The 22,388-nt window shown below is 67.3% G+C and carries 24 protein-coding genes; 13 read left to right on the top strand and 11 right to left on the bottom strand.

Features of this window, described 5'->3' with window-relative positions; translation table 11 throughout:
• Positions 1-13: 13 nt before the first annotated feature.
• Positions 14-973, bottom strand: a complete 960-nt coding sequence (cofD, locus tag ACFVUS_RS34735) for a 2-phospho-L-lactate transferase (RefSeq protein ID WP_387778487.1) — start codon at positions 971-973, stop codon at positions 14-16.
• A gap of 632 nt (positions 974-1,605) precedes the next feature.
• On the opposite strand from cofD, the gene ACFVUS_RS34730 reads away from it, so the two are divergent.
• Positions 1,606-1,833 (top strand): WhiB family transcriptional regulator, encoded by a 228-nt coding sequence (locus ACFVUS_RS34730; RefSeq protein WP_033089244.1) that lies wholly within the window; start codon positions 1,606-1,608, stop codon positions 1,831-1,833.
• 83 nt (positions 1,834-1,916) lie between these two features.
• Here the strand turns inward: ACFVUS_RS34730 and ACFVUS_RS34725 are convergent, their stop codons facing one another.
• Positions 1,917-2,399 (bottom strand): metallopeptidase family protein, encoded by a 483-nt coding sequence (locus ACFVUS_RS34725; protein WP_375965792.1) that lies wholly within the window; start codon positions 2,397-2,399, stop codon positions 1,917-1,919.
• Between the two features lie 182 nt (positions 2,400-2,581).
• On the opposite strand from ACFVUS_RS34725, the gene ACFVUS_RS34720 reads away from it, so the two are divergent.
• From ACFVUS_RS34720 to ACFVUS_RS34695, 6 genes are all read left to right on the top strand, one after another.
• A complete protein-coding gene (locus ACFVUS_RS34720; protein WP_387778483.1) occupies positions 2,582-2,962 on the top strand; it encodes a DUF3499 domain-containing protein in 381 nt (126 codons plus the stop codon).
• Between the two features lie 73 nt (positions 2,963-3,035).
• Entirely contained in the window at positions 3,036-4,412 is a 1,377-nt protein-coding gene (locus tag ACFVUS_RS34715) for a phosphomannomutase/phosphoglucomutase (protein ID WP_387776485.1), read from the top strand.
• Between the two features lie 73 nt (positions 4,413-4,485).
• Positions 4,486-5,673, top strand: a complete 1,188-nt coding sequence (locus tag ACFVUS_RS34710; RefSeq protein ID WP_387776482.1) for a tobH protein — start codon at positions 4,486-4,488, stop codon at positions 5,671-5,673.
• Complete coding sequence (gene manA, locus ACFVUS_RS34705) at positions 5,673-6,911, top strand: mannose-6-phosphate isomerase, class I (RefSeq protein ID WP_387776479.1); 1,239 nt, start codon at positions 5,673-5,675, stop codon at positions 6,909-6,911. The genes ACFVUS_RS34710 and manA overlap by 1 nt, the downstream gene beginning before the upstream one ends.
• Before the next feature lie 218 nt (positions 6,912-7,129).
• Positions 7,130-8,056, top strand: coding sequence for a cation diffusion facilitator family transporter (locus ACFVUS_RS34700; RefSeq protein WP_387776476.1), 927 nt, complete (start codon positions 7,130-7,132; stop codon positions 8,054-8,056).
• 75 nt (positions 8,057-8,131) lie between these two features.
• Positions 8,132-9,052, top strand: coding sequence for a cation diffusion facilitator family transporter (locus tag ACFVUS_RS34695; RefSeq protein WP_387776473.1), 921 nt, complete (start codon positions 8,132-8,134; stop codon positions 9,050-9,052).
• A gap of 3 nt (positions 9,053-9,055) precedes the next feature.
• Here the strand turns inward: ACFVUS_RS34695 and ACFVUS_RS34690 are convergent, their stop codons facing one another.
• The 3 genes from ACFVUS_RS34690 to ACFVUS_RS34680 all read right to left on the bottom strand — a co-directional run bounded on the left by ACFVUS_RS34690 (position 9,056) and on the right by ACFVUS_RS34680 (position 11,608).
• Entirely contained in the window at positions 9,056-9,457 is a 402-nt protein-coding gene (locus ACFVUS_RS34690) for a DUF3052 domain-containing protein (protein ID WP_387776470.1), read from the bottom strand.
• A gap of 17 nt (positions 9,458-9,474) precedes the next feature.
• Entirely contained in the window at positions 9,475-10,959 is a 1,485-nt protein-coding gene (locus ACFVUS_RS34685; protein WP_387776467.1) for a phytoene desaturase family protein, read from the bottom strand.
• A gap of 70 nt (positions 10,960-11,029) precedes the next feature.
• Positions 11,030-11,608, bottom strand: a complete 579-nt coding sequence (locus ACFVUS_RS34680; RefSeq protein ID WP_387776464.1) for a TetR/AcrR family transcriptional regulator — start codon at positions 11,606-11,608, stop codon at positions 11,030-11,032.
• An 89-nt stretch (positions 11,609-11,697) separates the two neighbouring features.
• On the opposite strand from ACFVUS_RS34680, the gene ACFVUS_RS34675 reads away from it, so the two are divergent.
• Complete coding sequence (locus tag ACFVUS_RS34675; protein WP_387776461.1) at positions 11,698-12,126, top strand: DUF4267 domain-containing protein; 429 nt, start codon at positions 11,698-11,700, stop codon at positions 12,124-12,126.
• A 56-nt stretch (positions 12,127-12,182) separates the two neighbouring features.
• A complete protein-coding gene (locus tag ACFVUS_RS34670) occupies positions 12,183-12,401 on the top strand; it encodes a DUF4287 domain-containing protein (RefSeq protein WP_387776458.1) in 219 nt (72 codons plus the stop codon).
• Positions 12,402-12,459: 58 nt separating this feature from the next.
• Here ACFVUS_RS34670 and ACFVUS_RS34665 read toward each other — a convergent pair whose 3' ends face one another.
• From ACFVUS_RS34665 to rfbD, 4 genes are all read right to left on the bottom strand, one after another.
• On the bottom strand, positions 12,460-13,074 hold the full coding sequence (locus ACFVUS_RS34665) for a Uma2 family endonuclease (protein WP_387776455.1): 615 nt from the start codon (positions 13,072-13,074) through the stop codon (positions 12,460-12,462).
• Positions 13,075-13,286: 212 nt separating this feature from the next.
• Positions 13,287-14,378 (bottom strand): sugar phosphate nucleotidyltransferase, encoded by a 1,092-nt coding sequence (locus ACFVUS_RS34660; protein WP_387778480.1) that lies wholly within the window; start codon positions 14,376-14,378, stop codon positions 13,287-13,289.
• A 23-nt stretch (positions 14,379-14,401) separates the two neighbouring features.
• On the bottom strand, positions 14,402-15,304 hold the full coding sequence (locus ACFVUS_RS34655; RefSeq protein ID WP_387776452.1) for a glycosyltransferase family 2 protein: 903 nt from the start codon (positions 15,302-15,304) through the stop codon (positions 14,402-14,404).
• A gap of 11 nt (positions 15,305-15,315) precedes the next feature.
• Positions 15,316-16,197, bottom strand: coding sequence for a dTDP-4-dehydrorhamnose reductase (gene rfbD, locus ACFVUS_RS34650; RefSeq protein WP_387778477.1), 882 nt, complete (start codon positions 16,195-16,197; stop codon positions 15,316-15,318).
• Positions 16,198-16,412: 215 nt separating this feature from the next.
• Here rfbD and ACFVUS_RS34645 point away from each other — a divergent pair, with 215 nt between their 5' ends.
• The 3 genes from ACFVUS_RS34645 (at position 16,413) to ACFVUS_RS34635 (ending at position 20,033) form a co-directional block, all read left to right on the top strand.
• The gene (locus ACFVUS_RS34645; RefSeq protein ID WP_387776449.1) at positions 16,413-17,933 is read left to right on the top strand and encodes an LCP family protein; all 1,521 of its coding nucleotides are present in this window, start codon (positions 16,413-16,415) and stop codon (positions 17,931-17,933) included.
• Positions 17,921-18,637, top strand: coding sequence for a TIGR03089 family protein (locus ACFVUS_RS34640; RefSeq protein WP_387776446.1), 717 nt, complete (start codon positions 17,921-17,923; stop codon positions 18,635-18,637). Before ACFVUS_RS34645 ends, ACFVUS_RS34640 begins: the two co-directional genes overlap by 13 nt.
• 100 nt (positions 18,638-18,737) lie before the next feature.
• Positions 18,738-20,033, top strand: coding sequence for a cytochrome P450 (locus ACFVUS_RS34635; RefSeq protein WP_387778474.1), 1,296 nt, complete (start codon positions 18,738-18,740; stop codon positions 20,031-20,033).
• Positions 20,034-20,036: 3 nt separating this feature from the next.
• Here the strand turns inward: ACFVUS_RS34635 and ACFVUS_RS34630 are convergent, their stop codons facing one another.
• Positions 20,037-21,596 (bottom strand): carboxylesterase/lipase family protein, encoded by a 1,560-nt coding sequence (locus ACFVUS_RS34630; protein WP_387776443.1) that lies wholly within the window; start codon positions 21,594-21,596, stop codon positions 20,037-20,039.
• On the opposite strand from ACFVUS_RS34630, the gene ACFVUS_RS34625 reads away from it, so the two are divergent.
• A complete protein-coding gene (locus ACFVUS_RS34625; protein WP_387776440.1) occupies positions 21,572-21,985 on the top strand; it encodes a zinc ribbon domain-containing protein in 414 nt (137 codons plus the stop codon). The two genes, ACFVUS_RS34630 and ACFVUS_RS34625, sit on opposite strands and share 25 nt — an antisense overlap.
• 3 nt (positions 21,986-21,988) lie before the next feature.
• On the opposite strand, the gene ACFVUS_RS34620 is transcribed toward ACFVUS_RS34625, so the two are convergent.
• Positions 21,989-22,288, bottom strand: coding sequence for a SelT/SelW/SelH family protein (locus tag ACFVUS_RS34620; RefSeq protein WP_387776437.1), 300 nt, complete (start codon positions 22,286-22,288; stop codon positions 21,989-21,991).
• Positions 22,289-22,388 lie beyond the last annotated feature (100 nt).

Genomic DNA, 22,388 nt, shown 5'->3' with positions numbered 1-22,388 from the left:
CCTGTTGTCGCGCTCATGGTTTCACCCCGGCGATGTCCAGGGCCTGGCGCACCATCTCGGCGGTGGCGGCCGGATCGGTCATGAGCAGGGGCACCGCGCGCACCTCGACGCCGGGGACGTCGGCGCTGTCGGTGTCATGGATGAGCCAGCCGTCCAGGATGCCGGTGCCGGTGCGCGCGCCGTAGTAGTTGCCGACCGCTTCCGCGGTGGTTTCCACACCGATCACCGAGAGGCATTCATCGGCCATGCCGCGCAACGGCTTTCCATCCACCACGGGTGAGAGGCCGATGATCTTGGCGGCGGTGGTGCGCAGCGCGCCGCGAATTCCGGGGACCGCGAGGATGGATCCGACACTCACCACGGGGTTCGAAGGGGCCAGCAGCACGGCGTCAGCGGAGGCTATGATTTCCGTCACACCGGGGGCCGGTTTTGCTTGATCCGCCCCAATAGTCACGAATCCATGGGTCTCTACGTTTGCCCGATAGCGGACCCACCACTCCTGGAAATGGATCGCGCGACGTTCGCCAGGGTTCTCCGGGTCACCGATAACAACGTGCGTTTCGGACCGATCGTCGGTTGCCGGGAGTAGCCGCACACCGGGTTCCCAGCGTTTGCACAGCGCCTCGGTCACCGCCGATAGCGGATACCCCTGGCGCAGCATTTCGGTGCGAATGAGGTGGGTGGCGATATCGCGATCACCGAGTCCGAACCAATCGGGCTGAGCGTTGTATTTCGCCAGCTCCTCCTTGGCGTTCCAGGTCTCGTTCGCATGCCCCCAGCCGCGTTCCGGATCGATGCCGCCACCCAGCGTGTACATGCAGGTGTCCAGGTCAGGGCAGATGCGCAGGCCGTGCATCCAGACGTCGTCGCCGACATTGACGATGGCTGTCACCTCGGCCCCGGGGACCAGCTCTCGCACGCCCATCAGGAACCGCGCGCCGCCCACTCCGCCGACCAATACCGCGATGCGCAGACCGGTTCCGGGTGCGGTGTCCGCTTGTTCTCGAGTCACATCCGCACAGCCTAAGCGGTTCGGGCCGGAAGAACCTTCACGGGATATTTGCTGTGAATTTGCTGTTTGATCTGCGGGAACCTTGCCGAAGGGGGTCGAGGATGGTAACGGAATAGCTTCGGCGGCTTGACCACCGCCACGCCCGGCGTGTCTAATCACAGGCATGTCATTCCGGGTCCGTGCGAGAGCTCAAGGCGCGGACGGCATTTCGAACACGCGTTCGCATCATCGGAATGGCGAACAGCTCGGGGATGGCCGCGGGACTACGTCGCGGTGTTGGGCCGTCGGTGGGATCGGTTCCGACGGATTAATCATTCTGCGCTAACACACAGTGAGGAGGCGGAGCGATGGCCGATGAGCTGGCCCCGTCAGAAATTCCAGGCGGTGTATCGCAAACCGATTCCACAGCTGGCGCAGCACCTGGCTTCTGCGCCGATGCTTGGAACGGAATCGAGGGGGGTGAACCGATGACGACGCGGCCGGGGGGCGGCCAATGGGCGAGAGCGCAATATCAGCCCGAACCGCCGCGCCTGAGCTTGATCGTCACGGGCAATGATGAAGCGTTCGACAGTTTTTCCCGCGGTGGTCGTCAGATGACCGAAGCGGAGCAGTGGCAAGAACGGGCGCTGTGCGCCCAGACCGATCCGGAGGCGTTCTTCCCCGAGAAGGGCGGTTCCACCCGCGAGGCCAAGCGCATCTGCTTGGGCTGCGAAGTTCGCGATGAATGCCTGGAATACGCCCTCGCCAATGATGAGCGGTTCGGCATCTGGGGCGGACTCTCGGAGCGGGAACGCCGACGCCTCAAGCGCGGCATCATCTAAGTCGACCTTGCTGCGTACCCAGCGCAGCAAGTTTCAAACGCACTGGGCGGCAGCTGATTTCAGTGCCGCCGTGCGTCTCGGAGTTACTCTCCGGGTTCGGGGTCGATCACATCCGGGTCGACCCCGAGGTAGGTCGCGATCTGCTGGACGAGAACTTCGCGCAGCAGGTCCACCAGGTCGTCAGGGTCACCCGCGCGTAGTTCCAATGGTTTGCGGAACAAGACAACTCGGGCGCGGGTCGCCTGGCCGTATCGGTCCACCCCTGCCGGGATGAGGCGCGACAGGGGTACCGGGCCGTCGGCGACGACCTCATCCGGCCAGGTCACCGAATCCGGGTGCAGCGGACGGATTTTCGGCACATCGTCGACCGCGATATCGAGTTTGGTGAGCTGATCGTGCCAGCGACTCTCCAACGGCGCGAACGCCTCCAGCACCAGGCGGTCGAACTGCTGCCCGCGCGTGCGCCGCGCCGGAACGGTCGGCGGCAACATCGGCCCGCGCACACCCCGCCCGCGGCGGATCACCGAGCGCGCGGTCGGCGCCGGTCGTTTACGTGAACGGGTCATAACACTGAATCTAACCGCAATCCACCCTCGAGTTGGATTCGCCTCGGCGTCGCTCCCGCAACACCCGACGAACCGGACATCGACCGGCCGAACCGGACATCTGCTCGAGTGAGGCCGACCTCATTGAGCGTGTCTATCCCCCTCGGCGCGCCCGGAGGGTTACCCTGCATGGCGTGATTCCCATGCGTCGTTGCTGCCGTCCAGGCTGCAAGAATCCGGCCGTTGCGACGCTGACCTATGTGTACTCGGACTCGATGGCCGTGGTCGGACCACTGGTCACCGTCGCCGAACCGCACTCCTGGGACCTCTGCGAAACACATGCCTCCCGCATCACCGCCCCCAAGGGCTGGGAGCTGGTCAAGCATGAAGGCGGGTTCTCCTCCGGCACCCCCGACGACGACGATCTGACCGCGCTGGCCGAGGCCGTGCGCGAAGCCGGATTACGCCGCCGCACACCGGAACCCGATCCGCGCGGATACACCGATTACCCGCCCGCCCAGCCGCGCCCGAATCGCACGGGTAGACGCGGGCATCTACGGGTACTCCCGGACCCGCCCAACTGAGCATCGAAGCTTCGCGGACATGCGCAGCAGCGCCGAATTCGACTCCAGAGCCGCCTCTACTAATGTGGTCGGCATGACAGAGCCCCGCTCCGCCGAGTCCGTACATGCAGTCATCAAGGCATATGACGTACGCGGGGTCGTAGGTGAACAAATCGACGCGGCGTTCGTACGTGACGTGGGCGGCTCCTTCGCCCGGCTGATGCGCGCCGAGGGCGCGCGGCGCGTGGTGATCGGCCACGATATGCGCGACTCCTCCCCCGAACTCTCCGCCGCCTTCGCCGACGGCGTGCTGGCGCAGGGCCTGGATGTGGTGCACATCGGGCTCGCCTCCACCGACGAGCTGTACTTCGCCTCGGGCCATCTCGAGTGCCCGGGCGCGATGTTCACCGCGAGCCACAATCCGGCCAAGTACAACGGCATCAAGCTGTGCCGCGCCAAGGCGCTGCCGGTCGGTCAGGACACCGGCCTGGCGACCATCTCCGATGAGGTCATCTCGGGCGTACCGGAATTCGACGGCCCGCGCGGCGCCGCGACCGAACAGGATCTGCTGTCCGCCTACGCCGAATTCCTGCACAAGCTGGTCGATCTGAGCGGTGCGCGCCCGCTGCGCATCGCGGTCGACGCCGGAAATGGCATGGGCGGCTTCACCGTTCCGGCCGTACTCGGCACGCTGTCGCAGTTCACCGTCGAACCGCTGTTCTTCGAACTCGACGGCAATTTCCCCAATCACGAAGCCAATCCCCTGGATCCGAAGAATCTGGTGGATCTGCAGGACTACGTTCGCAAGACCGGTTCCGATATCGGCCTGGCCTTCGACGGCGACGCCGACCGCTGTTTCGTGGTGGACGAGAAGGGCGATCCGGTCGCCCCGTCCGCGATCACCGCACTGGTGGCCGAGCGCGAGCTCGCCAAGGAGCCGGGCGCGACCATCATCCACAACCTCATCACCTCCCAGGCCGTGCCCGAGCTGGTGAACGAGCTGGGCGGCAATCCGGTGCGCACCCGCGTGGGTCACTCGTTCATCAAGCAGCAGATGGCTTCCACCGGAGCGATCTTCGGCGGCGAGCATTCCGCGCACTACTACTTCCGCGATTTCTGGGGCGCCGACTCCGGCATGCTGGCGGCGCTGCACGTGCTGGCCGTGCTCGGTGAGAAGGACCGGCCGATGTCCGAGATCGCGTCCGCGTATGCAACATATTCGTCCTCCGGAGAGATCAACTCGACAGTGGCCGACGCGAAGGAACGAACCACCGCGGTGCTCGAGGCGTTCGGCAAACGAGCCAAGTCGGTGGACCGTCTGGACGGGGTCACCGTGCAACTCGCGGATAAGGCATGGTTCAACCTGCGGGCCTCGAATACCGAACCGCTGCTGCGGCTCAACGTCGAAGCCCGATCGCAGGAGGAAGTAGACCAACTCGTCACCGAGATCCTGGGCATCGTTCGCGCCTGACTGGAATAGTGGAATCACAGAGCTTGGATTCACCAGCGTCTGGTGACCCGATGAGGGGAGGTGGCAACGCCCGATGATCGCTGGGACACCTGTACTCGACCTCGATGACGTCGCCTCGCTGGAGGCGGCGGACACCGGGGGCACCTTGCGCTCTGCCGCATCCGGCGGCGCACTGGTGCGAGCGACCGCGGCGGCACTCGCCGAGGACGCGCTCACCCGGTTGCGGGACCTGCGCCCGCGCAGTCTCGTGATGGTTTCCGGCAGTGGCCGAGCCGCGCGCGCGGCCGCCCTGCTGCTGGCCGCGCTCGGCGATCGCACCAGCATGCCGCTGGTGGCCGCCACCGCGATTCCACCCTGGGTCGGCCCGCTGGACGTGGTGCTGGTCGCCGGTGACGACGCGGGCGATCCGCGGCTGGCCGCGGCCGTGGATTTCGCGGTGCGGCGCGGCGCCGAAGTGGTGGTCGCCGCACCCGATGAGGGACCGCTGCGGGCCGCCGCCGCCGGGCGCGCGACCATGCTGCCGCCCCGCGTCCGGGTGCTCGACCACAATCGGCTGCTGCGCTATCTGGCGGTCGGGATGGCGGTGCTGGGCGCGGTCGACCCCAATCGCACCGGCCCGAGTCTGCCCGAATTGAACGCGCTCGCCGATCTGCTCGATGCCGAGGCGCTGCGCGACGGACCGCAGCACGAGGCGTTCCACAATCCGGCCAAAACCCTGGCCACCCGCATGCAGCAGCGCAAGCGCATGGTGCTGGCCGGGGATTCGCCCGCCGCGACCGTGCTCGCCACGCACGCCTCCGAGGTGCTGCTGGCCGGCGCCGGGCAGATCACCGCCGCGGTCACGCTCGCCGAAGCCGTTGCGGCACACGGTCGTCTGGTGCAGGCGGCGGGGACGGCCGCACCGGACTTCGATCCGCTTTTCCACGATGCCGAACTGGACGGCCCGGCCCCGGTGGAGCAGGTGCGACTGTTCGTGCTCAGCGCCGATCCGGATCAGTCCGCGGCGCGGCGGCGGCTGGCGATCTTCGGCTCCGATGCCGGACTGGTCGACGCCGAACTGGTGAACCTGGATGCCGAAACCGTCGGCGGGACCGAACCGGCGCCGGCGGGCGCGCCCGCGCAACCGCTGCCCGGGGCGCGCGGGGAACTGGAACAGCTTGCGGTGCTCGCGCTTCGGCTGGAAATGGCCGCCGCGTACCTACGACTACTCGGCGTCAGCCCGGCCTCGAATCCGGGTCGCTATGACGGGGGAAACTACTAGTGCACGAACTCGCTGGTGCGCTGCGATCCTATGCATGGGGTTCGCGCACCGCGCTCGCTCAGCTGTGCGGGCGACCGGTTCCATCCGCACATCCGGAGGCCGAACTCTGGTTCGGCGCGCATCCCGCCGATCCCGCACAGGTGCGGATCAACGGGCACACCCGATCCCTGCTCGACGTGGTCAGCGCCGACCCGCAACACGAACTCGGCGCTGTCGCGGGCGAATTCGGCGGTCGGCTGCCCTTCCTGCTGAAGATCCTGGCCGCCGAGGAACCGCTCTCGCTACAGGCGCATCCGAGCCTGGAACAGGCGCGGCAGGGCTTCGCGCGGGAGAACCACACCGGGGTCCCGATCGACTCGCCCATGCGCAACTACCGGGACGAGAACCACAAACCCGAACTCGTGGTGGCCCTGGAACGCTTCGAGGCGCTCGCCGGATTCCGGGAACCGCGCAAGACCGTGCGACTGCTCAACGCGCTCGATGTGCCCGAGCTGAACTCGTACGCGGAGCTGCTTGCCGCCCAACCCGATTCGGCCGGACTGCGCACGCTGTTCACCACCTGGATCGCGCTGCCGCAGGCCGCGCTGAGCATGCTGCTGCCCAAGGTGCTGGACGGCTGCGTGCGCTATCTGTCCGAACGCGATGCCGGAAGCAACGGCACGCGTAAGGAATTCACCGCCGAGGTGCGCACCGCACTCGAACTCGCCGAGGCGTATCCGGGCGATGCGGGAACCCTCGCCGCGCTGCTGCTCAATCGCGTCACCCTGGAACCCGGTGAGGGATTGTTCCTCGCGGCCGGGAACCTGCACGCGTACCTGCGCGGCGTCGGCGTGGAGATCATGGCCAATTCCGACAATGTGCTGCGCGGCGGGCTCACCCCCAAACACGTGGATGTGCCGGAGCTGCTGCGGGTGCTCGACTTCGAGCCCCTGGACCTGCCGATCATCGAGGCCGAGGACCTGGGCGACGGGGTGTTCCAGTACCACACGCCCGCACCGGAATTCGCGCTCAGCCGGTACGAGCTGGGGGCGGACGGCGCGGCGGTGGTCATCCCGCACACCGCCGGTCCGGGCATCGCACTGTGCACGCACGGCACCATCGCGTTCTCGCAGGGACGTGACGAACTGCGCGTCGAATGCGGGCACGCGGCGTGGATCTCGGCGGCTGACGGCGCTATTCGCGCACGGGCGATAGACGGTTCCGCGCAACTGTTCTGCGCGACCGTCGACGAGGATTGAACACCCGTCCGTCATCCCGGCGCGCTTTTGGCCGGGATCCACACAATCAGCAGGCACACCGCCGGTTGTGGATCCCGGCCAAAAACATGCCGGGATGACGGTTACGGTACGCGGGCCGGGGCGGCATAGGGTTCATGGCGGGCGGTCTGGATCGGTAGGCTTCCCCTTCGAACGATTTTTGCGACAAAACGGACATGGGTTCGGGAAGGAACGGCACATTGTCTGCGGGTGGCGGTAAGAAGGCGATCCTGGCGGCGCTCAGCGCCAATGCCGGAATCGCGGTGGCGAAGTTCATCGGCGCGGCGATCACCGGATCGGCGTCGATGCTGGCCGAGGCCGTGCACTCGGTGGCCGACACCTCCAATCAGGGACTGCTGCTACTCGGGCAGCGGCGCGCCGAACAGCAGGCGGATCAGCTGCATCCGTTCGGATACGGGCGCAACCGCTACTTCTACTCGTTCATCGTCGCGCTGGTGATCTTCGCGCTCGGCTCGGTGTACGCCATCTACGAGGGCATCCACAAGATCCAGCATCCCGAGGAACTGTCCAGCCCGTTCGTGGCCATCGCCATCCTCGGCATCGCCATTCTGCTGGAGAGCTACAGCTTCATCACCGCCATGCGAGAGTCCAAGCCGCTCAAGGGCGATGCCAGCTGGTGGCGGTTCATCCGCAACTCGCGCAATCCGGAACTGCCGGTGGTGTTGCTCGAGGACACCGGCGCACTCATCGGCCTGGTGCTGGCGTTCGCGGCCATCAGTCTGACCGTGATCACCGATGAACCGGTGTGGGACGGCATCGGCACGCTGTCCATCGGCATTCTGCTCGGCATCATCGCGGTCATCCTGATCATCGAGATGCAGAGCCTGCTCATCGGCGAGGGCGCGACGCCCGAAGAGGATCGCGCCATCCGGGAAAACCTGGTGGACGACAGCAGCATCAACAAGGTGATCCACCTGCGCACCCAGTACCTGGGTCCGGAGGAGATGCTGGTCGCGGCCAAGGTGTCCATCGTGCCGGGGCTGGAGATCGCCGATATCGCCGCCGCCATCGATGCCGCCGAGGCCCGGGTGCGCGCTGCCGTTCCGGCCGCGCGGGTGATCTATCTCGAGCCGGATCTGTATCGGACACAACCGGTTCAGAGCTGACCCCGCCCGGTTTCGAAGCGGCCGATCCGCGTGTAGCACCGGTGCGCGGGCTCGCGCGTCGGTAGCGTGGATCGCATGGCTTCCGGCAGCAGGCAAGCGGTTCTCGCGGCATTCGCGGCGGATGTCGGCATCACCATCGCGAAATTCATCGGCGCGGCCCTCACCGGATCCGGATCCATGCTGGCCGAGGCGGCGCACTCACTGGCCGACAGCGCCAATCAGGGCCTGCTGCTGATCGGGCGCAAGCGAGCCGAGCAGGAACCGGATCAATTGCATCCCTTCGGATATGGGCGCAATCGATACTTCTACGCCTTCGTGGTGGCGCTGGTGATCTTCAGTGTCGGATCGCTGTACTCCATCGAGGAGGGCATCAACAAGATCCGGCATCAGGAAGAGCTGAGCGATGTGGGTATCGCGCTCGCCATCCTGGTGGTGGCGATGGGGCTGGAGTCCTACAGCCTGCTCACCGCGACCCGCGCGTCCTCGCCGCTCAAGGGGCGCAACAGCTGGTGGCGGTTCATCCGCACCACGCGCAATCCCGAACTGCCGGTGGTGCTGCTGGAGGATTCGGGCGCGCTCATCGGCCTGGTCCTCGCCTTCGCGGGCGTGGGGCTGACCGCGCTCACCGGAAACCCGCTGTGGGACGGTATCGGCACCATCGCCATCGGCGTACTGCTCGGGTGCATCGCGGTGGTGCTCATCATCGAGATGCAGAGCCTGCTCATCGGCGAGGGCGCGACACCCGATGAGGAACAGCGCATCCGCACCGCGCTCGTGGACGGCGGCGGCGCGGTGACCCGGGTGCTGAACCTCAAAACCCAGTACCTCGCACCCAATGATCTACTGGTCGCGGCCAAGGTCTCGATGACCTCCGGCCTGGATATCAATGCCGCAGCGCTCGCCCTCGACGACGCGGAAGCGCGTGTGCGCGAAGCGGTTCCGGCCGCCGGGAACGTGTACCTGGAACCGGATCTGTACCGCACCGCACAGCGCTGAACCTCAGCGGTCGGCCAGTCGGATGACGAACCGCAGGCCCGACCAGACGGGGTCGATGGCGGCGACCTTGTTGTCGACCAGGCCCTGCGCGAGGCCGTATTCGCGAACCATGGTCTCGGTGAGATCGGTGGGCATACCGCCGGACTTCTTCGGCCACGCGATCCACAGACCGCCGTTGGTGACCAGATGTGTTCGCCACGAACCGAATTGCCGTAGCAGGGTGGCGTGATCCGGGCAGAAGCCGAGAATCACGTCGTAACCGCCGCTACCCGCGCGCCGGTGTAATTCGACCGCCCCGGGCAGCTCACCCAGTTCGAAATCCGCGGGCGCACCCGCCAACAGCACCCGCGCGCCTTCCTTGATCCCGAGCTTGCGGGGCAGCGGCGTACCCGAGTAACCGGCCATACCGTGAGGGTAGGCGCTCAGGGGCGAGTGCTGCGGAGCAGGTCCAAAGGGTCGGTGCGTACGCCGAATTCGCGGCGCAGCGCGTGGCGGGCGGCGTGCAGACCGTTCATGCCGTGTACGCCCGGGCCGGGCGGGGTGGCCGAGGAGCAGAGGTAGACGCCCGGGAGGGGGGTGCGGTACGGGTTCCAGCGTGGGACCGGGCGGAAGACGGTCTGGCGGAATGTCATCGCGCCCGCGGAGATATCGCCGCCGATGTAGTTGGCATTGTGCGCGGGCATGGTGGCGGCGGTGCGGACATTGGTGGCGAGGATGAGATCGCGGAAGCCGGGGGCGAACCGCTCGACCTGGGCGGTGACGGCCTCGGTCATATCGCGGGTGGAGCCGTTCGGGACGTGCGCGTAGGTGTAGAAGGTGTGCTGTCCGGCGGGGGCGCGGGTGTCGTCGACGACGCCGGGCTGGATGGACAAGACGTACGGACTGTCCGCGTGATCGCCTGCGGCGACGGCTTTTTCGGCGGCGACGGCCTCGGCGCGGCTGCCGATCAGATGCAGGGTGCCCGCGCGGTCGCAGCCGCGCGCCTGCCACGGCACCGGGCCCGACAGCGCGAAATCCACCTTGCAGGCCGCGCCGCCGTAGCGGAAGTTGTGCAGCGCCCGGTTGTATCGGCTCGGCAGTCGATTCGCGGCGATGCGCTGTAGTTCGGCGGGGGCCAGATCCAGCAGAACCGCTCGCGCGGAATCGAATTCGTCGATGGAGTCCACCCGATGCCCGGTGATGACGCGACCGCCGTTGCGGCGCAGGTCATCCGCGAGCGCATCACTGATGGCCTGGCTGCCGCCGCGCGGCACCGGCCAGCCGCGCGCGTGCGCGAGCGCGCCGAGCAGCAGGCTGACACCCGCGCCGGGCAGGCTGCGCGGCGGCCGAATCGCGTGCGCGGCAACACCGGTCAGCAGTGCGGGCGCGATATCCTCGCGAAAACGCAAGTCCCACAGCGGTGTCGACTGTTCCAGCATGCGGCGGGCGATGCGCAATTCGATGCCCGGGTCCACGCGCAGCATTCCGGTCGGATCGATCGGTACGTGCCGCAGATCCGACATGATCAGGCCGACCAGGTCTTCCCATTTGCGCACCAGCGGGCCGAATAGTCGCCGCCAGGACGCGCCGTCGCGACCCAGCCCGTCCACGGTCTGCTCCAGATCGCGCCACGCCAAACCGGCCCGGCCGCCGTCCAGCGGATGCGCGTAGGACACCTGCGGGGTGAGCAATTCCACCCCGTGCGCCGCCAGGTCGAAGGCCCGGAAGAACGGGGACGCCACCGCCATCGGATGCGCACCGGCGCACAGGTCGTGCCGGAATCCGGGCAGCGTGACCTCCCCGGTCCGGCAGCCGCCGCCGATCGTGTCGGCCGCCTCGTAGACCTCGACCTCGAGTCCCGCCCGAGCCAGGATCACCGCCGCCGCAAGCCCATTGGGCCCCGACCCGACCACCACCGCGTCAGCCATGATCACAGCCTATGCGCGCGACGGCCGGGTGTGCCGCGACCGTGACGAACTCCGCCCCGCGATGCTCCGATCAGGCCGGCCGGACCCACTGGGCGATAAAGATTTCCAGACGCTGATCGCGAAAGTCCGGCCGCAGGCGGCCACCTCGATCGAGGGTGGCGAGACCGTGCAGCGCGGACCACGCGACCTCGGTGAAGGTTTCGACATCGTGCGATCCGGCGAAAGGGGCGAAGGTGTGCAGCAGTTCCAGGAACGCGTCCTTGAGCGCCTGCGGGGCCTCGGGTCCGAATTTCAGATCGGTGCGCAGCAGGAAGATGGCGTCGTAGAGCGCGGCGCTGTCGCGGGCGAAGGTCAGGTAGTTCTCGGTGACGGCGATGAGACCGGCCTCGGGGGTGGCGGCGCGTTCGCGGGCCTCGCGGGTGGCGACGGCGAGTTCGGCGCAGCCCTGTTCGGCGACCGCGGCGACGATGGCGTCCTTGCCGGCGAAATGGCTGTAGAGCACGGGCTGGCTGTATTCGATGGCGTCGGCGAGGCGGCGAATGGTGACCGCTTCCCAGCCCTTGGTCTCGGCGAGTTCGCGAGCGGTGTCGATGATGCGCTGATGTCGATCGGCGCGTTCGCGTTCCTTGCGGGTCTGTATGGCGCTCATGAACTCAACTCTAGCACCGCTAGACAAACTACCCATGCATGATCTAGCGTTATCCACATCAGTTAGCAGCGCTAGATTTTGGAGCTACAGTGAACATCTCCCGCATCGCCACCGCCCTGTCCCTCATCGGCGCGGCCTTCATCCTCTACATCGGCATCAGCTACCTGATCACCCCGCAAACCATCGCCACCGGCTTCGGCCTCCCCGAATGGCCGCACGGTGACGCCACCGCCTTCATGAACCTCAAGGGCGTCCGCGATACCGCCTCCGGCATCCTGATCATCGCGCTGCTGGCCGCCGGACAGCGCTACGCCCTCGGCATCACCCTGCTGGTCGTCGCTCTCATCCCGCTCGGCGATATGACCACCGTGCTGAGCTACCACGGTTCCACGGCCGCCGCCTTCGGCATCCACGGGTTCACCGCCGCCCTGGTCATCCTCACCGGCGCGCTCCTGCTCCGCGAACCCCGCACCGCCGCGGTCGAATCCCCCGCTGTGACCTCCGCCACCGCCCGATGATTTCCGCGCCGCCGAGTCGTCTTCTCCTACAACACCGCACATAAAGGAGCGAACCAATGGCGACCACCAAGCCGCACGGCCCGGCCTTCTACTTCCCCACCATCGAAGCCAAATACGGCCGCCCCGTGGACGATTGGTTCGCCCTGCTCGCCGAAACCGGCATCACCACCCAGAAGCCCATGGTCGACCACCTCAAAGCCGAATACGGCATGGGTCACGGCCACGCCACCGCCCTCGCCGGCTTCCACCTCAACCCCGGTAAGTGGGAACGCTGAAACCTCCTCCCCCACAACGCGAATCGGCCGCCCCCTGATCGGGGCGGCCGATTGCGTTTCACTCCTTGGCGCGCCTGCGCCGAGTGGCCTGCCGTAAATCCAAATCGATCGGGAACGGCAGCTCCAGCTGCAATCGATCATGGTGAATCCCCGTGAGCGAATACGCCCGCGACCCCGGATCGAACTCGTAGGTATAGAAAACCGCCCGATCATCGGCCTTCTCCACCCGCCACAGATACGGGATTCCGGCTTCGGCATACAGCAGTGGCTTGCGCTTGCGATCCCGCTCCAATGAATCGGGCGAGACCACCTCGATAACCAGGACGATGTCCTCGGGCAGATAGGTGGTCTGTTCGAGCCCCGCGTCCCCAGCCGCCCGCGCGACCAGGATGTCGGGTTCGGGACGCTGCCGCGGCCCGATGGTGATCGTCATCTCCCGACTCACCTCTAGTTCCTCAGGCGCCTGCGCATTCAACTCCTGATTGAGGAAGTCGATGACAAGCATGTGGAACTTGGCCTGCGGGCTCACGAAAACGAGACTCCCGTCGATCAGCTCGGTATGCGAAGGCAGATCGTGCATGCGGTCGAGATCTTCGGCGAAGTACCCGTCCGGCGGCGGGACGGGCCAGCCCGGCACCGGACGATCGCTCGACGGCAACGGATCGGCAGTCATCTGTCCTCACTCCACGCAGGTGATCGGGTGACGCCCCCAGTATTGCACTCGCGGTCGATTGAGCAGCTCGTATGCGCGTTCATCCGAGCAGAGCGAACTCGTCCCGCTCGACAATGGCAACGACCATCGCCCGGCAGAGCGATGGTCGTCCAGAGTTCGGCCGACGGCACGATCCGCCGACACCGATCATTCAATTGGGTTCTCGGGCAGCGTTATACGTCGGTGCTGAAGCGGATGCCGCCGTCGGGGATGTCGACGCCGGGCCAGATGCGGGCGCCGCGGAGGAGTTCGCAGCGGGCTCCGACGACCGCGCCGTCGCCGATTACGCCGTCGCGGACGAGGGCTCGGGGGCCGATGCGGGCGCCGAAGCCGACGATGGAGCGTTCCACGGTGGCGCCGGCCTCGACGCAGGCGCCGTCGAAGAGGATGGCGCCGTCGAGGCGGGCTCCTGCGCCTACCTCGGCACCGCGGCCTACGACGGTGCCGCCGATCAGCAGTGCGCCGGGGGCTACGCCCGCGCTGGGGTGGACGAGGGATTCGCCGCGCTGGCCGGGCAGGGCCGGGGAGGGGGCGATGCCGCGGACGAGATCGGCGGAGCCGCGGACGAAGTCCTCGGGGGTGCCCATGTCTCGCCAGTAGGAGGTGTCGACGTGGCCCTGGATGTGCGCGCCCTCGGCGAGCAGGGAGGGGAAGGTTTCGCGTTCCACCGAGACCGGGCGGCCCGCGGGAATCTTCTCGATGTATTCGCGGCGGAAGACGTAGCAACCGGCGTTGATCTGGTCTGTCGGCGGATCCTGGGTCTTCTCCAGGAAGGCTGTCACGCGGCCGGTTTCGTCGGTGGGGACGCAGCCGAAGGCGCGCGGATCGCCGACGCGGACCAGATGCAGGGTGACATCGGCATTGGAGGCGTGGTGGGTTTCCAGCACGCCGTTGAGGTCGGTGCCGCCCAGCACATCACCGTTGAACACCATGACGGTGTCGGCGCGCAGCTTGGGCAGCACATTGCGAATGCCGCCGCCGGTGCCCAGCGCCTCGGTCTCGGTGACGTACTCGAGGTCCAAACCGAGTTCGGAGCCGTCACCGAAGTGCTCCTCGAACACCTCCGCCTTGTAGGAGGTGCCGAGTACGACGTGGGTGATGCCCGCATCGGCGATGCGGGCCAGCAGATGCTGCAGGAACGGCAGTCCGGCCGTGGGCAGCATCGGTTTCGGGGCGGACAGGGTCAGTGGACGCAATCTGGTGCCCTGGCCCCCGACCAGGATCACCGCGTCCGTGGACCCGGCAGCATTGCCGCTGTTCGCCATCATCTCCCCTGTTGTCGGGTGGGTTATTGAGTCGCGTCCGCTTTGTCGCGTTCGCGCAGTGCGGATCGAACCGCAAGCCTGCAGCGGATCGCAAGTCCAGCCTTGAGCGCGACCCGGAGCGGAGCCTGCCACCAGTGCGGATGCCGGTCGGCCTGGAAACGGTAGGCGCTGGCGTGATGCGCCGGGAGCATCGTCTCGGGATGGCGACCTGCGGCGTGCCCCTTGGCATGGGTGACCTCGGCGGACGGCACGAACACATTGTGCCAGCCCGCCCGTCCCATGCGATCACCGAAGTCGACATCTTCCATGTACATGAAGTACCGGGAGTCGAACCCCTCGATGGCATCGAAGGCGGCGCGGCGCACCAGCAGGCAGGAACCGGACAGCCAGCCCACGGTCCGCTCGGAGATCTGCTCGTTCTCCTGGCGGTAGCGGCGGGTCCAGGGGTTACCGGGCCAGATGGTGCCGAGGATGGCGTGTCCGGCGCCGTCGGCCAGGCCGGGCACCGAACGCGCGGACGGGTACAGCGAACCGTCCGGTTCGAGGACCTTGGGTCCGAGGGCTCCGGCGCGCGGCCAGCGGCGGGCGGCGGTCAGCAGTTCGTCGATGGAATCGGTATGCCAGCGAATGTCCGGGTTGACGATGACGATGAACTCGATGTCCGGATCGATCTCCGCGACCGCGCGATTGATCGCGCCGCCGTATCCGATATTGCCGCCGGTGCGTAGCAGTCGCACATGCGCGTTGGCGTCGGCGATCAATTCCGGCACGCCGTCCGTTGAACCGTTGTCGGCCAGGATGACCTGAGGCTTCTCGCTGGTGGCGGTGGCTAGCGTGCTGATGAAGTGCTGCAGGTGCTCACCGGGCGAGTAGGTCACCGTGACGACGGCCAGCGTCGGCCGTTCAGCAGAATCCGAGGGGCTCACGGACGCCCAGCCTAGTCGGAGATGGCGGACAGCGCGTCGTTCAGCGCCAGCCGCCAATCCCGGAGCGGGGTCAGCCCGGCGGCGGCCCAGGATTTGCCGGAAAGGACCGAATACGCCGGGCGCGGAGCCGGTCTCGGGAAATCGGCGGTGCCACAGGGGAGTACACGCCCTGGATCAGCGCCGATACCCGCGAAGACGGCCTGCGCCAGTTCGAACCAGGTGGCCTGTCCGGCATTGGTGGCGTGCAGGATTCGCGGAATCGCGGGATCGTCCGAGCGAGCCGCCAGCTCGAGCAGTCCGGCTGCCAAATCCGGTGCGTACGTGGGTGATCCGAGTTGGTCGGCGACCACGTTCACGGTCTCGCGCTCGCCTTCGAGGCGGCGCATGGTGGCGACGAAATCGGTGCCCTGCCCGGTGTACACCCAGGCGGTCCGGACAATGCACGCATTCGGGTCGGTCTCCAGAACCGCTTGCTCCCCGGCCAATTTCGAACGGCCGTAAACCGTCGACGGCCCGGTCGGATCACCGGGCTCGTACGGCTTTTCGCCATCGCCGGGAAAGACATAGTCCGTGGAGACGGTCACCAGCCGCGCCCCCACCGCGGCGCAGACCCCCGCCAGCACGGCCGGTCCGGTGGCATTGACGGCGAACGCCGCGTCCACCTCGGATTCAGCCTGATCGACGGCGGTGTATGCCGCACAGTTCAGCACCACATCCCCCGGATTCACCACCGCGCGTACGGCATCCGGATCGGTGATATCGAGTTCGGCACGGCCGTAACCGCGGGCAGCGGGTGCGAGCGCCAGCAGCGCGCGGCCGAGCTGCCCGCGCGCACCGGTCACCACGAGCCGCGCGGTGATTGGTGTCACGGCGGGAGAAGTCACGGCGGTCAGTCTGGCATGACCGGTGCGGCCCGGTCGCGCCCGAGTCTGCCTGCGGCGATGCCCGGCTTCGAGTGCGCAAACCACTCGCGCGGACGCACGACTCACGGAGCCTCGGCTACACGGACATGTCCGGCCGCGCGTCTAGCCTCACCTATTGGGGGAAGTCCATCGATGCCACCCGGAGGCTCGGGTGTGGTCGGCCGAGCACTGAGAGGAAGCCGAGGTTGTCGCACTCCACCAGGGCATCCGCGCCGCTACCGTCGCGCCGCCCCGCACAGAAGAGGTCGTGGGGCGGCTGGCACCGCGCGAATCCGCTGCGTGCATTGTCCGCGGTGGTCGCGATACTGGTCCTGATCGTCACCGGGATCGGCTGGCACAGCGTGGACGAGCTGGTGTCCAGCATCGAGCGGATCGGCAATCTCGGCCTGGGTGGGGAAAAGGACGGCGCGGTCGACATTCTCATGGTGGGGATCGACTCTCGCACCGACGCGCACGGCAATCCGCTGTCCGAGGATGAGCGGGCCATGTTGCACGCGGGCGATGAGGTGGGCCTCAATACCGACACCATCGTGCTGATCCGGGTGCCGAACAATGGTGAATCCGCGACCGCGATCTCGATTCCGCGTGACTCGTACGTGGATATTCCGGGCATCGGCATGGGCAAGATCAATTCGGCCTACGGCGCGACCAAACTGACCGAACAGCAGAAGCTGCTGGACAAGGGCGTATCCGCGACCGACGCGGATAAGCGATCCACCCAGTCCGGACGGCAGGCGCTGATCAAATCGGTCGCGAATCTGACCGGTATCACCGTCGACCATTACGCCGAGGTCGGTCTGCTCGGCTTCGTTCTGCTCACCGATGCGGTCGGCGGGGTGGACGTCTGCCTGAACAATCCGGTGTACGAGCCCATGTCGGGCGCGGACTTCCCGGCCGGTCCCCAAAAGCTCAATGGCCCCGAGGCTTTGAGTTTCGTGCGGCAGCGCCACGAGCTGCCCCGGGGCGATCTGGATCGGATCGTGCGGCAGCAGGTGTACATGGCGCAGCTGGTGCATCAGGTGCTGAGCGCGAAAACGCTGACCAGTCCGGGCCGTCTGAAGGATCTCAGCGATGCGGTGGGCCGCACCGTCGTGCTCGACGACGGCTGGGATGTGTTGTCCTTCATGAACCAATTGCAGGATTTGTCCGGTGGTCAGGTGAAGTTCGAGACCATCCCGGTCAAGGATCTCAACGGCTGGACCGATGAGGGCGAATCGGTCGTACGCGTCGATCCGGTCGCGGTGCAGAAGTACGTCGCCAAGACCATCGGCGAGGACAACGACCCGCACGAGGAGACCGGCGGCATCGACCCGTCCACCGTCACCGTGGACATCTTCAACGCCAGCGGCACCGGCGGTCTGGCCGGACAGGCCGCACAGGCACTGACCGGCAAGGGTTTCCGCACCGGCACGGTGGACAATTGGATCGGCGGCCCGATTCAGAGCAGTCGGGTGCTGGCGGCGAGCGGCGGTGACCCCAAAGCGCGCGCGGTGGGCAAGGCGCTGGGCGGACTACCGGTGTTCTCCCAGACCGGTATGCCGGAGGGCTCGATCCGGGTGGTCCTGGCGAGTGACTACTCTGGTCCCGGTTCGGCGACGAGCAGCACCGCCTTCGACCCCACCACCAGCAGCTCCACCACGATGACCCCGGTGCCGCCCGCCCCACCCATCGATGCCGGTAAGAACGGACCGAAATGCGTGAACTGAACGAGACCCTCACCGAAGCGGTGCTCGACCCCATCCTCGCCCGCGATCCCGCGGGCCCGCGCATCACCTATTACGACGACGCCACCGGTGCGCGCATCGAGCTATCCGCGCTCACGCTGGCCAACTGGGCGGCCAAGACCGCCAATATGATTCGCGACGAATTCGGGCTCTCGGCCGGTTCCCGGGTGGCGGTGCTGCTGCCCGCGCACTGGCAGACCGCGGCGGTCCTGCTGGGCTGCTGGTGGGCCGGGGTGGAAGTGGTGTTGCACGCCGACCCGGACGCCGAACTGGCGCTGGTGACCGCCGACCGCATCGCCGAGGCGGGTGATATTCCGGAGGTGGCGGCGCTGTCGCTGGATCCGATGGGTATGCCGGTGCGGGATCTGCCGATCGGCGTCACCGATTACGCGACCGCGGTGCGCGTGCACGGGGATCAGTTCCGGCCCGGCGGCATCGGCTGCGCGCTGGACGGCACCTCGGTCTCGGAGGTCTTCGAGGAGGCGCGCAAATCCGCTGCGCGCCAGGGCTTCACCGCCGAGGATCGGGTGCTGTCCTCGACCTCGTGGGAAACTCCGGCCGAATTGATCGATGGGCTGGTCGCCGTGCTGGCGTCCGGGGCCTCATTGGTGCAGGTCGCGAACCCGGACCCGGCCGCGCGCGAACGCCGCGTCACCAGTGAGCGGGTCACCGCGCAGCGCTCCTGACTCCTGCCACGGGAGGATTTCCGATTCCCTCTTCGGGATGTTTTTCGTCACACCGGTTTTCCGTACGGTGGAGGCATCCGAGGATGGGAGTTCAGCGATGATGAGCCCGCGATACTGGTTACGGTGGCTGCTGGAGCAGGGCACACCCAGGTACGCGCTGCGTTTTCAGGCCCGGCGGGGTGATCCGTTCGCCCAGCTGGTCGGCAGCACCTCCGGTCTGTACGACCCGTACCCGCATATCGAGGAGTTGCGCGGGCGCGGGCGGTTGTACAAGGGTCCGGTCGGCTGGGCCACGGCCGATTACGAGCTGACCCGGGCCGCGTTGCGGGACAGTCGCTTCGGCATTTTCGGTGCGCACAATGTGCAGCTGCCCGGCCCGCTGACCAAGCTGATCCGGGCCGCGGAACTGCCGCCGAATCCGGTGGAGCCGCCGTCCATGCTGGTGATCGATCCGCCCGAGCACACCCGGTTGCGCAAATCGGTGTCGGCCGCGTTCACCCCGCGCGCCATCGGACGGCTGCGCGAGCGGATCGAATCGGTGACCGCGGAACTGCTGGACGCGCTGCCCGAGGACGGGTCCGCGGATCTCATCGAGGATTACGCGGCGCAGGTGCCGATCGCCATCATCGCCGAAATGCTGGGCTTCCCACAGGAATCCCGGAAGCAATTCCTGGCCTGGGGCGATGCCGCGAGCCCGCTGCTGGACTTCGGCATCGCCTGGCGCACCTGGCGCGAGGCGGCCACCGCAATGATCAATATGGACGGCTATCTCGACAATCACATCGCGCGGTTGCGCCGCGAACCCGGTGACGACATTCTCAGCAGTCTGGTGATCGCGGGCGATCTGGACGATCGCGAGCTCAAGGCCACCGCGAGCCTGCTCATGGGCGCCGGCTTCGAGACCACGGTCAATCTGATCGGCAATGGCGTGGTGCAGTTGCTGGCGCATCCCGAGCAGTTGGCGCGCCTGCGCACCGAACCCGAATTGTGGCCGCAGGCGGTCGAAGAGGTGCTGCGCTTCGACGCACCGGTGCAGAGCACGGCGCGAACGGCGTTGTGCGATACCGAACTCGGCGGGGTGACGCTGCACAAGGGCAGCGTGGTGGTGCTCTCTCTGGCCGGGGCGAATCGGGATCCGAAGATGTTCGAGCATCCGGATCGCTTCGATATCACGCGCTCGAATGCCAAGGACCACTTGACCTTCTCCAGCGGTATCCACACCTGTCTGGGCGCGAGCCTGGCGCGCATGGAGGCCGGATACGCGCTGCGCTCGCTGTTCGACCGCTTCCCGGAGTTGGCATTGTCGGGCAAGCCCGAGCGGCGTCCGCTGTACACGCTGCACGGTTATGCCCGGCTGCCGGTGCATCTGGGCCGCCGGGCCACCGCGACGGTCTAGCGGTCAGTAGAAGCCGACGACCTCATCACCCCAGATGGAATTGCGTTCTCCGTCAGGGTCTTCCACGATGCGGTCGGCGGCGTCGATCACCAGGGTCTTGCGCTCGGCGACGGTGTACGGCGGCCAGTGTTTGGAGCCGTCGATGGCCGCGGGCACCCCGTGCGTGGCGAAGGCGGTCCAGCGGCGCATGATGCGGCCCGAAACATCCTGCGCCGCTTTACGTCCGCCGAGCCAGAAGGTGGGGTCGCGGTCGAAGGAGCCGAAATTGCCGAAGACATAGGGCAATTCGCAGGCGTGCCCCGCGCCGACCCGGGCCGCCTTGAGCATCGGCGTGGCATGGTCGAAGCGGTACATCCAGGTCGGTGAATGCGCCGAATGCGCCTCCGCCACCCAGTGCGCGGGCATACGGAACGCGGCATCGGTGGACATGCTCAGCGCACCGCGCGCGGAGGTGACCGCGTAGGCGGAGGCGATCTCGGCGATGCGCTCCGGTGACAGGCCCGGATGTTCGGCGGCCACGCCCAGCAGCATGGAGTTCACCGCCTCGGGGGTGACCGGCATGATCGGCGAGCGGAACAGCCGGAACATGGACGCCTCGTCCCTGTTGGTGCCGATGATCAGCGGCACCCGGTGCGAGCGGCCCTCGCGGAACCGTTCGGTGGGATAGCCGGGCAGCAGGTCGCCGTCCACCACGGGGACCGCCGCCAGGCGGCCGGGCTCCTTGGTGGGCACCTCGTCGAACAGCACCCCGGCGGCGGTCGCGATGCGTTCGATCGGCAGTTCCAGCAGTTCGCCCGCGCGGGATTCGGGCAGTTCCAGGATCTCCAGATAGCGCCGGGCCACGCCCGCGGTGCGTTCCGGGCCGAAAACCGTGGTGGCGGGCGGTGATTCGGCGATGGCGCGATGGAACAGCCCGGCCGAGCGCGGTGAGGTCAGCAGTGCGGTGACGCAGCCCGCGCCGGAGGATTCACCGAAGATGGTGACATTGCTCGGATCACCGCCGAACGCGGCGATATTGTCGCGCACCCATTCCAGGGCGAAGATCTGATCGTGCAGGCCCAGATTCGGGACGAAATCCGCGCCGAGCGAGGACAGGTCCAGGAAGCCGAGCGCGCCGAGCCGGTAATTGACGGTGACCACGATCAGATCACCGGTTTCCGCGAGTTTGCGGCCGTCGTAGATGGCCTGCGCGGCGGTGCCCAGGCAGTACGCGCCGCCGTGGAACCACACCATGACCGGGCGCGGCTCGTCGGTGGCCGCGGCCGGGGCCCAGACATTGAGCCAGAGGCAGTCCTCGCCCATCCGCAAACCGGAGTCGACCGGGACGAAGCCCGCGCTCTGCGGCGCTATCTCACCGAATTTCACGCAATCGCGCACCCCGTCCCAGCGATGCGGGGGTTGCGGGGGCCGGAATCGGTTCGGCCCGCCCGCGCTCGCGGCGTACGGAATGCCGCGCCAGACGGCGGTCGTACCCTCGCGACGGCCTCGAACCTGGCCGAATTCGGTCCGCGCGACCGGGTCGATGCCCTCGTCCGGCAGTGTCTCGAAGACTCGAGTGCTCACAGCCCACCTCCTCGTACTCCGTAAATCGAGAGTACCGAGTGCATCGGTTCCGGTTGCTGGATCGTCACCCGCGTGCCGCCGAACGGGCGGGAGACGAGTGCGCGGACCCGCTGAGCGGCGGTTGCCTCCGGGTGCGCGGTCGATTCGCCTACGCTGGGCGGGTGCCGAGTTATGCGTACCGATGCCGCAGCTGCGGCGACACGTTCGAGAAGTCCCGTCCGATGGCGGAGTCGTCCGATCCCACCGACTGTCCGCAGGGGCATTCGGACACGGTCAAGCTGCTGACCACGTTCGGAACGGTGAATCGCGGGGGCAGTATGCCCGCGGCCGCGCCGCAGGTGCCGATGGCCGGTGGCGGCGGTTGCTGCGGTGGCGGGGGCTGCTGCTGAGCGTCAGGACGGGTCGGTGACCGGTTCGGCGTCCTTCCTATCGGTGTGACCGAGTGAGCGGCCGGGGGCGACCCGGTCGCGAACGCGCTGCTTGAGTACGGCGATATCGGGAAAACCGCCGTCCGCCTTGCGATCCCAGAGCTGTTCGCCGTCCACGGTGATGCGGAACACGCCGCCCTCGCCGGGTACCAGCGCGACCTCGGACAGGTCGGTCGTGAAGGTGGTCAGCAATTCCTGAGCCATCCAGCTCGCACGCAGAAGCCAGCGGCACTGGGTGCAGTATTCGATCGCTACGCGGGACATATCGGGCACTTTACCGGCGTCGCGAGGGGTTGCAGGGGTGCGGTTCGAATTGCCTTTTCACACAGCGCTTTCAGCAAAATAGCGGCTATTGCCGTCGCCG

This window comes from Nocardia sp. NPDC058058, from assembly GCF_042885355.1.
Classification (GTDB): domain Bacteria; phylum Actinomycetota; class Actinomycetes; order Mycobacteriales; family Mycobacteriaceae; genus Nocardia.
This window is presented reverse-complemented; position numbering and strand designations above follow the sequence as displayed.

Coding starts and splice junctions, on each gene's coding strand:
- ACFVUS_RS34660 (WP_387778480.1), bottom strand. CDS start 14,378: ATGGCGAACAGCGGCAATGCTGCCGGGTCCACGGACGCGGTGATCCTG.
- ACFVUS_RS34725 (WP_375965792.1), bottom strand. CDS start 2,399: ATGACCCGTTCACGTAAACGACCGGCGCCGACCGCGCGCTCGGTGATC.
- ACFVUS_RS34620 (WP_387776437.1), bottom strand. CDS start 22,288: ATGTCCCGCGTAGCGATCGAATACTGCACCCAGTGCCGCTGGCTTCTG.
- ACFVUS_RS34710 (WP_387776482.1), top strand. CDS start 4,486: ATGATCGCTGGGACACCTGTACTCGACCTCGATGACGTCGCCTCGCTG.
- ACFVUS_RS34720 (WP_387778483.1), top strand. CDS start 2,582: ATGCGTCGTTGCTGCCGTCCAGGCTGCAAGAATCCGGCCGTTGCGACG.
- ACFVUS_RS34730 (WP_033089244.1), top strand. CDS start 1,606: ATGACCGAAGCGGAGCAGTGGCAAGAACGGGCGCTGTGCGCCCAGACC.
- ACFVUS_RS34670 (WP_387776458.1), top strand. CDS start 12,183: ATGGCGACCACCAAGCCGCACGGCCCGGCCTTCTACTTCCCCACCATC.
- ACFVUS_RS34640 (WP_387776446.1), top strand. CDS start 17,921: ATGCGTGAACTGAACGAGACCCTCACCGAAGCGGTGCTCGACCCCATC.
- ACFVUS_RS34685 (WP_387776467.1), bottom strand. CDS start 10,959: ATGGCTGACGCGGTGGTGGTCGGGTCGGGGCCCAATGGGCTTGCGGCG.
- ACFVUS_RS34690 (WP_387776470.1), bottom strand. CDS start 9,457: ATGGCCGGTTACTCGGGTACGCCGCTGCCCCGCAAGCTCGGGATCAAG.
- ACFVUS_RS34680 (WP_387776464.1), bottom strand. CDS start 11,608: ATGAGCGCCATACAGACCCGCAAGGAACGCGAACGCGCCGATCGACAT.
- ACFVUS_RS34695 (WP_387776473.1), top strand. CDS start 8,132: ATGGCTTCCGGCAGCAGGCAAGCGGTTCTCGCGGCATTCGCGGCGGAT.
- ACFVUS_RS34715 (WP_387776485.1), top strand. CDS start 3,036: ATGACAGAGCCCCGCTCCGCCGAGTCCGTACATGCAGTCATCAAGGCA.
- ACFVUS_RS34665 (WP_387776455.1), bottom strand. CDS start 13,074: ATGACTGCCGATCCGTTGCCGTCGAGCGATCGTCCGGTGCCGGGCTGG.
- ACFVUS_RS34635 (WP_387778474.1), top strand. CDS start 18,738: ATGAGCCCGCGATACTGGTTACGGTGGCTGCTGGAGCAGGGCACACCC.